The organism is Novosphingobium sp. SG707 (assembly GCF_012275515.1).
Classification (GTDB): domain Bacteria; phylum Pseudomonadota; class Alphaproteobacteria; order Sphingomonadales; family Sphingomonadaceae; genus Novosphingobium.
In genome coordinates this window covers 25,655-39,476 of the sequence record NZ_JAAZQL010000014.1, presented here as the reverse complement: position 1 = coordinate 39,476, position 13,822 = coordinate 25,655, and the positions used below count along the sequence as shown (strand labels likewise).

The following is a 13,822-nucleotide window of genomic DNA, read 5'->3' as shown; positions in this document are numbered from 1 at the left end:
GAGCGAGATTGAGAGGGCAGCTTCCGGAACTCTCGGTGCCTACAGCAGACGTTCGCTCGATCCGCTAAGACGTCAACGGCTCCAGGATCTCGCCGAACCCCCGCCGGATACCAACACAATCCGGACAGAGCCGTAGCGAAGGCACGCCCGGCATTGCCTCAGCCGCATTGATCAAGCGAAAGTCATCGGCCGGATCTCCGCAGGACGAACAGACATCGGCCGATCCCATTGCCTTGATCGATACGCGCGCGATTTGCCCGAGCCGCGGTTCGACACGATCAATGATAGAGAACCAATGTTCGGAATGCGGGACGATCCGCTCAAGGTCGCTGGCCGCCTGATCGGGATGGTGGCGCTTCAGCCAGGCCAGCGCGACATCCCGACGCAGCTGATCGTTGCGCACGAGTTGCGCATAAAGGGTGACCAGTTGCCGAGTGCTCCGCCGCCCATGTGCCGCTAACGCCCCTTTATAATGGATCAAGTTGACGGCGAAGCGCAGCCCGCCGGTATGAAATTCGCGGATCGTGCCGACACAATAAGCCCGCAACCCCTCGTCGCCTCCCGAGGTCTCCATCGCCTCCAGGTCATAATGCCAAGGATTGATCGCAAAGTCGGCCTTCCACAAGTCGAGATAGCCCGATTGCCGATAGGCAGCGGCAATCTCCTCGTCCCATTCCGGATGCTCCTGCACGATCCGGTCGAGATCGTTGAAATTCTCGATGCTGGGATCGAGGCCGCGCGCCCGTTCGAGCACCGCATTCTGCGCCGCCTGCATGTCAGCTAGCGGGTTGGGCCGTGCGTTCCAGGCCGCCAGCTCCACTTCGGAAACGATCTCGGTCATGTCGGAGAGCTCGATCAAAAGCGGGCTTTGGCGCAGTGCCTCGGGTGTACAATAATCCGGATCGGCGACCAGCGTGACGCCAGCATGGGCATAAGCGCGAGCTACGAGGCGCGAGCAGAATAATTGTCGCGTGCGCGGTTTAGGCCCACCAAGGACCGAACGCACCGCCTCCACCTTGGAATAGCGCGTGCCGATCTCCGACCGGGCGAAATCGATCACCGCAGCGAGTCGGACATCGCTCAGCGGCTCGCGCAAGCGCAGTACTACGACATGATCGTCCGGCCCGTACAACTCGCGCTGGACGTTGTGCGCCTGCACGCCAAGATCCGTGGAATCGATGATCGAGCCGTTCTGCACGCAGATCATGGCGTGAGAGACATCGCCCTTGCTCGCTCGGCGGATCACCTTGCTGACCTTGCCCGGGCCCGCGGTGAGCACGATGTCACCAGGCTCTAAGCTCTCGACCCTAATCCGCCGGGTGGTCATGCTGGTCTCGCTCATTGGGCCTCAACCGCCGCAATGGGCCGTACGAGCGAACCAATCATATCCTATTGTCCGCCTTGTCCGGTTTCCCTACGACAACCTGCACCACTTGGGGCGTTTGCACGGAGGGAATCGCGGCCTTCGGATCGACAGCCAGCTTGATCGGCGCGGGCACTTGCTGATTGGCCATAGTTCTTACCATGCCCGCCAATTCATCTTCGCCAGCCAGGGATCGACGGCGAGCTCGCCGTCATCATTATCGCTACCCGGCACCATCATGATCTTTTTGCCTGACGGATGCGTGAGGAAGACAGGGTTGTAGGAACCCCCCTCAGGCCGATCCCAATATCGGTGCGTCTGGACAAGCAGGTAGCCGCGATACGGCCCGGTCCGTATGATGCGTAAAGCCCAGCCTGCACAGATGGCCTTGATGACGTTCAGCTTGAGGTCGAATTGGTGGACGTAGCTTGAGTTGGGCGAAGCGTCGGTGCTATTGAAATAGATGTAGCCGCCATCGAGCGAGAAGAGTGGGCGCGAGAGGCCTGCGAGGTTGCGCGAGTAGTCGTCATTCCATTTGGAGACGAGCAAGCGCCGCTGGACTTTGCCCTTGGTGCTATAGAGGACGAGCGCCTGCGCGCCAGAGCCATTTTCGTCCCCTTCACCATTGGGAACAACCGAAACGGTGTAGAAGCCATCAGGGGACTTCGCGGTGTCCTGCGCTTGAGCCGCACCAGCCATCAACATCGCTACCGCGCTAAACGCTAACTTCCACTTCATGCTTGGCCCCGAGCTATTCGGGATCAATCTAGCACAACAATGCGGGGCAGGAAGTTAATCCTTGCTGTGGGCGATAACACGGTACTGTCAGTGGATACCACCAGAGTTATAACAAACCGGTTCCCGGACCACTGACTGCGGAGACCAATCGGGCGGTATGAAATTAGATACCTTGCTGATCGCGGGTCTTGATCGGGCGAGAGGCAGCTATTTTTGCCCGAGGAGTCGCGAATGGCTCGCTCTGGTCGGAAGCGGCTCGTTCGCCAAACAGTTACAACGTTCCCATCTTCGTCTGAGGTCGAACTGTCAGAGATCCTTAGGTGCGTAAGCGCTCCGCATCCGCTGCGGCACAAGGTCGATGTTAATTGCGATATGGCTGACGCCCTAGGACCGCTCCGGGTCACCCCAGCGAAACGACCAAGCCGGATGATGGCGGGTGAGGAGCAGAACATACGCCTGAAGGAATCGCGATTGACGGAGGGGCAAGATCTTCCGCGCCCGCTCAGACGTAAAATTTGAAGGGTTGCTTCTCCTGGCCCTTGGCTGACCCCATAGTAAGGACGTCTCCGACCATGCGCGCGAAACGGACCGTCACCGGCAAGCCATCATTGAAGTTGCAGCTGTTATAGTTGATTTTGGTAAGGCCCATGATGTCCTCAAGAACCGTCCGTATCTCCGGCTTGGCATATTTGCTGCGTATGACTTTGATATGGAGCGGATTGGGCGTCTCGGGCCCGATGTAGGTATCCAATTGGGGTACATAGCCGGTCGTCCAGAGATAGGCGGTTTGCTGGTCGAGCAGCAGCGCGGTGCCTCGCAAGACTGGGTAATCACCATCGCGGAACAGCTTGGTTTCGCCGCCTGTGGTCCGGATGCGGACGCCGATCACATTGGTCTTTTTGGGCGCCGCCGCGCAAAAGGCATTCCACTCCTCGTCGTTGAAATAGGTCTGTCCGTGAATGAAGAGCTCTCGGGGCGGCTCGTCATAGAGCTCCTGATATGTCTCGAGCACGAGTCTGAGTAGTCGCTTCGCCGCATCAGGCTTCAGGTGATACTCATAGTCGCCCGTCTTCCACGGGCCGTTCGCTCCTCGGAATACGACGCCATCGCCTTCGTTCAGGAACATCTGGGCTGCGCAGCAAGCATGACCCTCTGGGTCATGTGGCAGGCTCTTGTAGACCATCCCGATATAGCAGACGCCCGGTCGGATCGTGGCCAAGCGCCAAGGCGGCTTGGGCTGGGTCTTGTAGTAGAGGCCCGTGGCCAAGTTCCAGGCAACCGTGGCGGCGTCCTGTGTCTTGCGCAGGGGATAGCCTGCTTTGTTTTTGAAGGCCTCGGGCGCCAGCGTTGTTTCGCGGACCAGTTGCGTCGGCGCGATATTGAGGAATTCGGCTTTGATGCGCCGATGAAAGTCTGGAACATCGGCGAAGATGTCCTCGTCTGTTTGGTCGATCACGCCAGCGGCCACCAGAAGTGGCAAGGCCTCCTTGGCATTCTGGCGTCGCGCGAAATCGCCCGGAGCCATGGCGACCCCACTGCGGCGGGATTGAGGTCGGCAACGATCATAAATAATATCGGGCAGAGCGAGAACCCACACATCGACAGTTTGCTCTTCGTTCCGCAGATGCTTGCGGACGCGATCGATGAAGAGCTTGGCGACCTTGTCGACGGCTTCGTGCAGATTGAGAATGCTCGTCGCTTTATCGATGTCCGCCAGCGGTATCGACAGTGTGCTGACCTCGTCAGGGTCAAAGGTGATCCCAAACGCCTCCTCTAACCCCGGAAAGTTCGCTAGGTGGAGGCGATCCTGCTTCTCGCCCTTGCCGGGCGGCGGGACGGAGACGACCTGTTGAATTTTGCGCGCCCACGAGCGGAAATGACCGATCCCTTCCGGTGTCCCGACCACACCGACGCGGATCTCGCGCGTCTTTTTCGATCGGGCGTGGGGACCGTAGAGGAACAGGCCATCCTTGGGGTGGGGGCTCCGCTGACCGAAGGCAAACTCGAGGTCGGGTTCGCGGATATGGTCTACGATGAGCGATGTCTCCGGGAATTTCATGCCGGTTCCTCCTCGTCGACTTCAGGACGACCTAGTGTGCTCAGGTCGGTTTCTTCATCGTCACCGCTCTGTGTATCCGGCAAATCCGTGCTAACAGGTGATGAGAACAGGATAGGCGCGGCCTCCAGAACGACTTCGTCAGAGGCCGAAAGGCGAAGGCGGATGTAGGCGGATTCTCCCGAGAGCAGTTCGAGAAACGCGAGCATGCGCCCATACCACTGCTTGTTACGCCAGCCCTTGCAGATTGTCCGCCGCAAGCGATGCATCTTCCGCTTGTCGTCAATCTCAAGGCCTTGAACGGTCCCGTTGTCGCTGGCGAAAAGGACGCGTGACTTTAGTTTGAAGTGCCAGAAGGGCCCGAAGGAGGGGAGCGCTGTAACCCCGAATTGCCAGACGTGCCCCTTCGCACGATTGCGTAGCATAGAGGATCTACGGTCGCCCTGTTTGCCCCATGGGATACGCTGGCCGATCGCGGCAACTGAGGGAGAAGCGTGAAAGCTGGATCCGCCGGAGAACTCATACTCGATCAGCCCTTTCTCCCTGCAGAAAGCGAACCAAGCCTGCTTCAACATGACGTTGATTAGGTTTTGAGCTGGCTGCTTCTCAAGCCCCAGCTTCCGGTCTCCCTCCTGGACGAGCTGATCCAACGGAATGCTGCGCTTCAGCTTGAACCGTCCGACCGACGCGAATGCGTCGGCAATCGCGTTTTCGCTTTCGAACGTCAGGATGCCACGCCCTTGGACAGCCACCGGAAAAGGGTGCGTCGCTGCAAATCGCTTCATGCGGTCGACATCGATAACACCTGATGGCTCGTAAAAATGAATGGCATCTGGCGCTTCAACAATCCGCAACCAGTTGGAAGTGAGCCGCTCCGGTTCATTCTTGAGCTGGATCGCGCCCCTACGGCGAAAGACCTCCCAGTTAGGATCGATGACGGCCTCATCGGCTCGTTTTGGCGAGCGCTGCCGTTTGAGCGTGTCAAGAAGGGTGCCAAGGCCCTCACCCCAGCCTCGTACGAAATCGACGGCGATCGCGTCGCCTAGACCCTTTATCTTTCGGCCCTGTTCGAGCTTGAGCTGGATGATGAAGCGATTGTCGTCGAGCGCTTTGGCAACGTCGAGCGCGATATCAATGTCGTCCTGCATCGCCTGATCATCGGAGGTCGAATTGCGGCACACGAGAAGGACTTTGGCAGCACGATTTTCGAGCGCGCGGCTGACCTCACGCCGCCAGCGATCGCCCGGCTGAAGCGTCAGAATATCGGCAAAGACCTGATAGCCCTCTGCCTCCAGCTTTGGTGCGAGCCACAGAGCGAACTCGTCGTCAGATGGCGAGGCTTTTAGGATGAAAAGAACGTCGCGCGCCGGTGGCTCGGCATTGGGCTCAGTGCTTGAGGGCAAGAGTCGGGCGAGGGATGATGGCACCGGCGCGGGCTTTGGCAATGCATCGGAGACGGCTTGCGTGACGATGGACTTGAGAACCGCGCTATCCTGCGACCAGAGCGCGGTATGAGCGGTTACGATATTCGGAAATTTGCGCAGCAAACCATTAAGGTCGCCCTGGCCGAAAATGTCGCCAGTACTGTGCAACGAGGGTCCGATCACACTCGCCAAATCGGTCCTGTTCTTGGGGGTCAGGGGGGCCGATGTTGTCAGAATATAGCGGCTGGGCTGAAGCGCATCGATGCTCTCGCGCTCCGCCTTCATTTTTGAAAGGAGTTTGGCCGCCCCGGAGCGCAGAAAGTGTTTTGCCTGAAGGATGATCGCGCCGTCCGCCGTGACATGCCGCCCGTCCATTCCGTCGTCGGGCCCTTCCGGGAAGGCCTCGAACCGCACCCCCAGTTCGGCGCCGATCAGATCGCGGCAAAGATTCTCGAATTGAGAATGGGATAAGTTGGCGAAATCATATTCCATCAGCACTGTTTGTGGACGCCTCGCGGGCGGGTCAAGAGTGCTCTGCAGTAATTACAGATCTACCGTGCGAGTGCGCAGGATGATCGACCGCTCAGATCGACCCAATCGGCAGCTTCTGCAAACAAGAGGACCTTTGTGGTGGTGGACGGGAACGACGGCATGTGGTTGTGCCCATCCAGGGGCGGGAGAACGGAAAGGTTAGGTCCGCCTTCGCGTGATCCATCAGAACAATCTCGTATCGATTGCGTTAGCCGGATACAGGTGGCCGGTAAACACCGGAGGGCTCCTTGGAAGAAGATGCTGAATTTCTGTTTCGCTTCGATCCAGATTTTCCAATCGATGATGTCGAAGAGATCGGTAGGCGCCTTACCGAATCGAAGGCGTTGATTCCAGGCTGGATCGTCCCTGAGGTCGGCGCCTTTGATATTCGCGCCGTTGTTGTGGCCGAGCATTACGATGGCTGGTCGACTGTCCTGCTGCCCGATCGTAACATCATCTCCCGAATGGCTCGGGTCGCCCGGGAAGGCTCGGTTCGGATGAGAGATCATCCCATGGACATCGCCATCCTGCTCATGGCGTTCGCTCAAGCGGTCAATTTCAACATCGAACCCGGCTTGGCATTCCATGAACTCGCGCAGCGGGAAAGCAATCAATCCGCACTCGACGAACTCCGGTGGTTTAGGACTGCCGATACCGGCGGATACGCGCGAGAGTGGATCGACCTCGCACTGGATCGCAAGACAACCATAGCCATCGTCGAGGCTTCGGCAGAAAAGGATGTCAAATTGACTGCACCGATCCGTCGGTGGCGGTGCAATTATGTCGTCGCGATGAAGATAGCGGCGCTTGAGCTCTCGGCGGGAGAACCTGCTGACAAGCTCATCGCATTGCTTGAATGGATGAATGAAGACTTCCTTCTTGCCGCTCCTGCGCTCATCTTCGCAGCGCGGTATTGGGCACCAAATCTTCCGCGAGCCGGCCTCATTAAGTATGTCCGGTCACCAGATCGCTCGAGAGTGCTCAAGGGAGCCCGCAATGCGGCGTGGGATATCACCTACCTTAGCGAATTTAGCCGCAAGGTAAGCAAAGGCGTTGAGAAGAAAGAGCAAATCGTTCTCGCCACGGGTGACCGCCTCCTCGCGGAGATTGCGCCGATCCTGTTGCGCGGACGCGAAAGCGAAGAACGGCATCCGAGTCTTGAAGAGACTTTTTCGCAGTGGTGGCCCGCCAAGTTTGCGTCACGATTCTGCGATGCTTTTTTCCAGGCAGCCGAACAGGCTGCTGGCCGCAGCCGCTGGAATGATGAAACGCAAGATCCGGTTGACCGGTTCACCCATCAGTTCGAAAAGGATCTGCTGGCATCGAAGCCGTGATCTAGCCCTCGCACTGCCACCGTGTGGCATCTATGCGCTGTGCGACAGCCTCAGTAGGCACCCTCCTTGCTATTTCTAGTCGCGATCACATCGGATTGACTACTGAATATATGTGCCCGCTTAGGCGCCGCCTTCCGTGAGTGGCCTGCTCACGCGGAGCATGTGGTCAAACAACGTGGTTGCTCGCTCCCCGGTGGGTAGAGCCCGCGCGGCGTCGATCGCTGCTCTGTTGAGCCGGTGTCTGATTGCTTCGCCCGATGGGCTGGATGGTGTGCCGGGGAACGCGTTGCTGGTATCATCCTCGGCCTCAGCCGCAGCTATGACGCGCAGACTGTTCGTGGCTGCTGTCGGATCTGGGCGGATCGTCGGCATGATGGGGGCCGGGATCTTGGTCAGAGCGACCATGTCTTTTTCCTCGTAAAAGCGGATCTTGCGGCCATAGACTGGCGGAATGCCGAGGCGCAGCACGATCATGTCCTTTTCCGGCAGTTGCATCAGCTCCTGAGGGAGCAAGAGGGGGCGGCGCTGATCGGAGTCCGAAACAGATCCGCCGCCGCGTCCCCATGTTCCCATCGAGCGAGATCGGGCGCGAAAGGTGTAGGTGCCGAGCCTTTCGGAAATTTCGCGTGCGTCGGCAGTCGTGGCGGGGCGCATCACCATCTGGACGCCGCAGTTGGCCTCGATTTCTGTAGCGACCTTGGGGCCGTAGACGTTTTCGAGCTGTGAGCCGTTCTGGATGACGGGGAGGAGGCGGATGCCGTAGCCAGCAACATAGCTGAAGCCATTGGCGATGACCGAGGCGCGGCCGAGGCGTGGAAATTCGTCGAGCAGGAGCAGCAAGCGGACCTGGTGCCGATTGCCAGAGGGAAGCTCCCGCACGTTGAGATCGATGAGCTGCTGAAACAGGAGGTTGTAGATCGGGGCGACGCGATCGAGATCGTCAGGCGATACGCCCAGATAGAGTGAGATCCTCTCTTCGCGGAAAGAGCGCAGGTCAAAATCGCTCTCGGCCGTCGCGGCGTCGACATAGGGATTGAGCCAGAGATTGATCTTGGCTGTGACGGACTGGCGGATCGAGGTGAAGGTGTTGTCCGACGCGGTGAACCAGTCACGCAGCGCGGAGACGCAGGCCCCCGAAAGTGGTTTGCCCGCTATCTCACGCTGGCGGATGATACGGGGAAAGCGGCGCTTGGCATCGCCGGCGGCAAACTGGCGATAGATCTCGCCCATAGTGAAGGGCAGAGCATCATCCCCATCATCGGCGGTTGCGGCGACATAGGCCGCGACGCCCAGGAATGCTGTCCGGGCGCTCTCGGCCCAGAAGCTGTCGCCGGTCTGGGGCGGGGGAAACAGCATGGCGCCGATCTTCTGAAGCTCATTGATGACATCGACCTCGTCGCGGCGGTCGATATGGCTGAAGGGGTTGTAGCGGCAGGTTCGTCCGGCGGCATCAAGCGGGTTGAAGAGCAGGGTGGTTTGCCGGAGGTTTTTGAGCCGGAAACCGGCGGTGGCGTCCCAGTTTTCCTGCTTCACATCGAGCACGACCACGGAATCCGGCCATTGCAGCAGGTTCGGGATGACGACGCCCACGCCCTTGCCAGCGCGGGTCGGGGCTTCAAGGAGGACGTGCTCGGTTCCGCCAAAGCGCAGAAACTGGCCCGAGATACGGCCCAGCAGAATCCCGGCATCTTCCATCAGCTTGGCTTTGCGCACCTCGCCGATCTGCGCCCATCGGGCCTCGCCGTGCAGCTTTTGCTGTCGGAACACGGAGGAGATGATCCCAACGAGGCTGACCATGAAGGCGAGGGCGAAGCCGCCGAGAAAAGGCTTCCATACGATCGGTGCAGCGCGCAGCGCCCAGAGCGCGCCGGGGACGCGCGCCCAAGGCGTGTGGGCAGAGAGCAGATGCGCTTGCCAGAGCACTGCAAGGGCGCCGACGCCCGTGCTGATGACCAGGCCAATGAAGAAGAGGAAGGCCAGCGCCGCCGGCTGTGACGCTCCCGGGTTGCGCACCATCTTGCCGGTCATGTGGTGATCCTCTCCGTCAATCGTGGGGCTTGCTGACCGGCTCGAACCAGACTTCGGTCATCCGGTAGCGGGCAGGTTGGCCTTCGCCGGGGGGAAGGCGGTGCATCTGCACGACAATATCGACCAGCGATCGCAACATGGCGCGAATGTCATGGCGGTCGAGATCGTTGCCGCCCTCGGATTCCTTGACGAGGAGGGTGAGCTGTTCGAGCGCGCCCTCGGCGCTGTTTGCGTGCACCGTGGTGATCGAGCCGGGATGACCGCTGTTGACGTTGCGCAGGTAGAAGAACGCCGTGCCGTCGCGCAGCTCCTGCAAGAGGATGCGATCGGGCCGCATACGCAGTGCCGATTCCAGCAACTCCTTGGCTCCGGCCTTCTGCAAGCTCTTGCCGTCCTTGGCATACATCATGTGGACGTGGTTGCGCTGGGGCACGACGAGTTCGCGCGTGTCCTCAATCGTCAGGATGCGCTCATAGTCGGGGATCAGTTTGATGAGCCCCTTGGAAAAGCTCGTCTTGCCTGATCCCGTGGCCCCGGAAATCAGAATGTTCTTCCGGGCTTCAACAGCGAGGCGGAAGAAGGCTTTCCAGTCGCCGGCATCGCGGTGACGCAGCAGCGCGCCATCGACCTCCTCGCTGACGCCATGAGCGCTAACCTCGCTGAACAGGCCCGCGCGGTCAAAATCGTCAATGTCCATGGTGACACCGGAAGCCTTGCGGATCGTGATGGATACGAAACCACGCTCGACGGCGGGCGGGATGACGACCTGGGCACGCTCGCCGCCGGGGAGGACTGAGGAGCAGATGGGGTACTCGGTCGTGATGTCCTGTTTGGTGAGGCCTGCAATGAGCTTCGCGAGGGTCATCAACGAAGGATGATCGAGCGAGGGGGCCTCATGCCACTCCCACCCCTTGCGCGTTTCTACGCCGATCCAGCCTGGCTCGTTGATGACCAACTCGGTTACATCGTCGCGGGCGAGGAATGGGGCGAGCGGTGCCGCATTGTGCTGATAGATCGTCGTGCCTTCGCCAGACATGGCCTACCGCCTGAGTTGCACATCATAAACTGACCGGAAATCGAAGTCCTTGGCGACGAAGATCGCGGCGGTGTCTCCCTGATTTTTCTTGAGGATCGGACGAATGCTCATGGTGCTCTGAAGGATGGTCTGGCCCATGGTTGAGGGAACCTGCGTGGTATAGGTGCCTTGGCCCGCGACCGCCCGGCCCGCGATGTTCGAGGCATCTTCGAGCACCGACATCATGAGCGCAGCGCCAAAGCGTGCCCAGAACTGCGTGTCGATGCCCCCTGGCACGCCTGCGCGCCCCAAGCTGTCGGCAGCGGGTGAACCAAGATCGATGGCGACCCCGCGCGGGGTGAGCGCCCGTGTCCATAGCACGAACATGCGCGCCTGGCCCTGTGTGATGCCGCCCGAGTATTGGCCCAGCACCTTGGTCCCCTTGTCGAGCAGGATGACCCGGCCATTTTCTGAAAACACGTCATGGTTCACAACACAGGAGACATAGCCAGCCTGTGTCGAGTTGATCGCGGTCTGGAGCGTGCAGGGGATCACCGTGCCGGCGCTCAGGAGGAAACTGCGATCAGGGATGATGCTGGCCCGAACAGTCTGGATGGTGGCGTGGCCGAGTTGGTCGCTGAAATCGCTGGGGCCTTTGGCTGTCGCCAGCTTGCTGTCCGTATCGGTGCTGGGCGGGCCAAAGCCGCTGGCGCCAAAATTCTGGGGGGCGACCGCCGACTGGCCCTGTTGCTGTGTGCCTGGCTGTCCGGCTCCAAGGGGAGCCGCGCCAGAGGCAATCCCCGAACTGCCGAACGCCATGATCGGCGAGCGCCGCGCCGCATCCGCCATGGCGCGCGCTTGCTGCGCGCGGGTTTGAGCTGGCGTCTGCTGACCACTCGTCGGGGCCGGACTACCATTCACACTGGTTGGCTGCTGGCCGGGTGTCGCGGCGACTGGCCTGCCGAAGATGTCGGTCGCGGGGGCACCCGGTTGACCGAGCTGACCGGCGAGCGCCGCGCGCTGCGCATTGGGAGAGGCCATGACATCGGCCACGGCCCGATCGCTTGCCTTCGCGGGTTGCTCAGCGGCTTTCGAACTGGCCGGGCGGTGGAAGGTCGCGTAGCCGATGGAGATGCCGCCGATCGCGCCGACCAGCGCGGCCCCGGCGCCGAGCAGGGCGATGTTGCCCCATCCGCCGCCTTTGGCGATGGCGCCGCCCGAAGGCGCAGAGGGGATGGTATCGCCGTCGGCATGGGCGGTGCCGACATTGCCCCCCCGGTCGAGGATAGGTTCGGCCATACTATTGCCCCTTCACTTTGCGTTCGACGACATTGGAGACGGTGCCGGTCCTGTCGCCGCGATCATTGCGCGGGGCGCCTTCGTTATAAACGCAAAGGACCGAGTTGCCGCGCCGGAGGCGGAGCTGGCGATAGACAGCGTGGATGACGACGAAATCCTCGCGTACATCATAGGGTACGATCGTCTCTGTCCCGTCCACGTCCACGGCGAAGATCGAGGGAATGTCGGCATGGCCAGGATAGCGCAGCACCGTGAACTCGCCATTGTCCGAAATTTCGGTGGGCTGAAGTGCGGCATCACCCTGCACCGTGTAATTCATGTTTCGGGTGCCTTCGATCACGGCATGGTCAAGGGCTGCGGTGACGATGCCGTTCTCAACGGACCTGGCTGCCTGTGCAGCGGCCATTTGCGTCTGAAGCGCTGCGGCGGCCCGCTCTTCCTTGGGATAATGGAAGCGGATGCCATACATGGCCGCGCCGCCGCCCAGCACCAGGTTGAAATGGTAAGTGCGTGGGCTTCCATTGGCGTTGGTGACGACAATGAGGTTCGTGCCTCCCGCCTTCTCGCGCGGCTTGAGAAAGACGATGTTGCCGACTGGGGCGATTTGCCAGGAGATCGTATCGCCGAGCGCAGCCTGCGTCACGGTTTCACCAGGACCGAACTGGATCTCGATCGCGTGGCGAAACTGGCCGACGATCGAGACGACCTGATCGGGGTCGTAATCGACATTGCGCACCCGAGCATCCTTGGAGCCGGGGGAGGGCGTCTGCGCAGCAAAGACAGGGTGCGGGGCCAGGGTGACGGCGATCGTCCCGGCAAGCGAAAGGGTGACGAGCCTGTGCCAGATCGCGCCCAGTCCACGCCAGAGGCGGCTTTTTGCCCCGGCTTCGGTCACGGCCAGTTCGGTGGCAGGCGGCGAGAGGCGTTGGCCCAGCTCGCTGCGCAGGACGGGGAGGAAGGGGATGACTTTGGCATCTTGCGGCTGATCGCCTGCGGCGGTGGCTTCGGGGAGCTTGCTCATGTCAGGCCTCCGGATCGCTACGGTAGTTCACGACCTGAAAGCCGAGCGGATTGATGACGCGATCCTTCTCGTGCTCTGGCGCAGCGCTGTATTTGAAGGTGAGGATGGCGTTCCAGTTCTGCGCTACGGCCGCGTTCTGACCCATCGTGATAATCTTGCTGAAGCGCACCTGGGCAACGGTCGGGCTCAGATAACTGATCGAGCGGATTGTGATCGAGACGAAGCCGCCGTCGCCATAGATGTTGGATGGCGCGTTCTTGTTGCTGGATTCGACCGAGGCCAGATACCGACCAGCTTCGGCCTGCTCGCTCATCAGCATGACAGTATAGGCGTTTTCGCGCGCGGCATCGTTGAGCCAGCCCTCGCGCAGGCGGACATATTGCGCGATGAAGTAGCGGTTGACCGCATCATCGTAGGTCCGAGGCTGCGGACCTTTCAGCGCCGTGACGATCTCGGTTTCGCCCGTGCTTCGATCAACCCGGATGACATAGGGCACCACGGTCTTGAGCGGCGCAAGCAGGGCGACCGCGCCGACCGATACAACCGCCAGCAGACAGGCGCCGCTCGCCACCATCCAGGCAACGCGCCGCGACTGGACCGCCGCGCGCATCCGGTCATATTCCCAGGTGCGAGCGCTTTCGAGATAGCGCTCCTTGTCCTCGGCCTTCACCGCGTTCATGGCTCAAATCCCTTCGTCAACATTGGGAATACGACCGCGCAACATCCCGCATGGAGGTGCGCGGCGCTGGGGGCCGTGTGTTCATCGCGCCCTTCTTCGCAGACGGTGCGGTGGTCGGGGCGGACACAGGTGGTTCGCTGGCGGCCGGCGCGACCAGCGATTGCCCGCTGCTCTGTGATGGCGGAACAGGGACGGGCAGGCTCGGCAGGATCGAGCCATAAAGATTGGCCGGGCGGCGATGCTTGCCGTCGCAGACGGGCGGTGACTTGATGTGAGTCCCGGTGCATCCGGTGAGCACAAAAGCGCTCAACGCCGCGAAAATCAGCCGTTTCAT

The 13,822-nt window shown here is 60.7% G+C and carries 12 protein-coding genes; 1 reads left to right on the top strand and 11 read right to left on the bottom strand.

The window, feature by feature from the left end:
* Positions 1-64: 64 nt before the first annotated feature.
* From FHW92_RS23725 to FHW92_RS23710, 5 genes are all read right to left on the bottom strand, one after another.
* On the bottom strand, positions 65-1,342 hold the full coding sequence (locus FHW92_RS23725) for a YiiX/YebB-like N1pC/P60 family cysteine hydrolase (RefSeq protein WP_168605770.1): 1,278 nt from the start codon (positions 1,340-1,342) through the stop codon (positions 65-67).
* A gap of 40 nt (positions 1,343-1,382) precedes the next feature.
* The gene (locus FHW92_RS26160) at positions 1,383-1,514 is read right to left on the bottom strand and encodes a hypothetical protein (protein WP_282599822.1); all 132 of its coding nucleotides are present in this window, start codon (positions 1,512-1,514) and stop codon (positions 1,383-1,385) included.
* 5 nt (positions 1,515-1,519) lie between these two features.
* A complete protein-coding gene (locus FHW92_RS23720) occupies positions 1,520-2,101 on the bottom strand; it encodes a hypothetical protein (protein WP_168605769.1) in 582 nt (193 codons plus the stop codon).
* Positions 2,102-2,603: 502 nt separating this feature from the next.
* Positions 2,604-4,160: a hypothetical protein gene (locus FHW92_RS23715; RefSeq protein WP_168605768.1), complete on the bottom strand. Its 1,557-nt coding sequence runs from the start codon at positions 4,158-4,160 to the stop codon at positions 2,604-2,606.
* Complete coding sequence (locus FHW92_RS23710; RefSeq protein ID WP_168605767.1) at positions 4,157-6,073, bottom strand: toll/interleukin-1 receptor domain-containing protein; 1,917 nt, start codon at positions 6,071-6,073, stop codon at positions 4,157-4,159. Before FHW92_RS23710 ends, FHW92_RS23715 begins: the two co-directional genes overlap by 4 nt.
* A gap of 287 nt (positions 6,074-6,360) precedes the next feature.
* Here FHW92_RS23710 and FHW92_RS23705 point away from each other — a divergent pair, with 287 nt between their 5' ends.
* Positions 6,361-7,446: a hypothetical protein gene (locus FHW92_RS23705; protein WP_168605766.1), complete on the top strand. Its 1,086-nt coding sequence runs from the start codon at positions 6,361-6,363 to the stop codon at positions 7,444-7,446.
* Between the two features lie 120 nt (positions 7,447-7,566).
* Here the strand turns inward: FHW92_RS23705 and FHW92_RS23700 are convergent, their stop codons facing one another.
* Genes FHW92_RS23700 through FHW92_RS23675 form a run of 6 tightly spaced genes read right to left on the bottom strand, consistent with a single transcriptional unit; the run spans position 7,567 to position 13,822 of the window.
* On the bottom strand, positions 7,567-9,474 hold the full coding sequence (locus FHW92_RS23700; protein ID WP_168605765.1) for a type IV secretory system conjugative DNA transfer family protein: 1,908 nt from the start codon (positions 9,472-9,474) through the stop codon (positions 7,567-7,569).
* Positions 9,475-9,490: 16 nt separating this feature from the next.
* Complete coding sequence (gene virB11 / locus FHW92_RS23695; RefSeq protein WP_168605764.1) at positions 9,491-10,510, bottom strand: P-type DNA transfer ATPase VirB11; 1,020 nt, start codon at positions 10,508-10,510, stop codon at positions 9,491-9,493.
* 3 nt (positions 10,511-10,513) lie between these two features.
* Positions 10,514-11,788 carry a type IV secretion system protein VirB10 gene (gene virB10 / locus FHW92_RS23690; protein WP_168605763.1) on the bottom strand — a complete coding sequence of 425 codons (1,275 nt, stop codon included), beginning with the start codon at positions 11,786-11,788 and terminating at the stop codon, positions 10,514-10,516.
* A 1-nt stretch (position 11,789) separates the two neighbouring features.
* Complete coding sequence (virB9, locus tag FHW92_RS23685) at positions 11,790-12,809, bottom strand: P-type conjugative transfer protein VirB9 (RefSeq protein WP_168605762.1); 1,020 nt, start codon at positions 12,807-12,809, stop codon at positions 11,790-11,792.
* Between the two features lies 1 nt (position 12,810).
* Positions 12,811-13,488: a type IV secretion system protein gene (locus tag FHW92_RS23680; RefSeq protein ID WP_168605761.1), complete on the bottom strand. Its 678-nt coding sequence runs from the start codon at positions 13,486-13,488 to the stop codon at positions 12,811-12,813.
* 16 nt (positions 13,489-13,504) lie between these two features.
* Positions 13,505-13,822, bottom strand: coding sequence for a membrane lipoprotein lipid attachment site-containing protein (locus FHW92_RS23675; RefSeq protein ID WP_168605760.1), 318 nt, complete (start codon positions 13,820-13,822; stop codon positions 13,505-13,507).

Coding starts and splice junctions, on each gene's coding strand:
- FHW92_RS23680 (WP_168605761.1), bottom strand. CDS start 13,488: ATGAACGCGGTGAAGGCCGAGGACAAGGAGCGCTATCTCGAAAGCGCT.
- FHW92_RS23675 (WP_168605760.1), bottom strand. CDS start 13,822: ATGAAACGGCTGATTTTCGCGGCGTTGAGCGCTTTTGTGCTCACCGGA.
- FHW92_RS26160 (WP_282599822.1), bottom strand. CDS start 1,514: ATGGCCAATCAGCAAGTGCCCGCGCCGATCAAGCTGGCTGTCGATCCG.
- virB10 (WP_168605763.1), bottom strand. CDS start 11,788: ATGGCCGAACCTATCCTCGACCGGGGGGGCAATGTCGGCACCGCCCAT.
- FHW92_RS23700 (WP_168605765.1), bottom strand. CDS start 9,474: ATGACCGGCAAGATGGTGCGCAACCCGGGAGCGTCACAGCCGGCGGCG.
- FHW92_RS23715 (WP_168605768.1), bottom strand. CDS start 4,160: ATGAAATTCCCGGAGACATCGCTCATCGTAGACCATATCCGCGAACCC.
- virB11 (WP_168605764.1), bottom strand. CDS start 10,510: ATGTCTGGCGAAGGCACGACGATCTATCAGCACAATGCGGCACCGCTC.
- FHW92_RS23725 (WP_168605770.1), bottom strand. CDS start 1,342: ATGAGCGAGACCAGCATGACCACCCGGCGGATTAGGGTCGAGAGCTTA.
- FHW92_RS23720 (WP_168605769.1), bottom strand. CDS start 2,101: ATGAAGTGGAAGTTAGCGTTTAGCGCGGTAGCGATGTTGATGGCTGGT.
- FHW92_RS23710 (WP_168605767.1), bottom strand. CDS start 6,073: ATGGAATATGATTTCGCCAACTTATCCCATTCTCAATTCGAGAATCTT.
- virB9 (WP_168605762.1), bottom strand. CDS start 12,809: ATGAGCAAGCTCCCCGAAGCCACCGCCGCAGGCGATCAGCCGCAAGAT.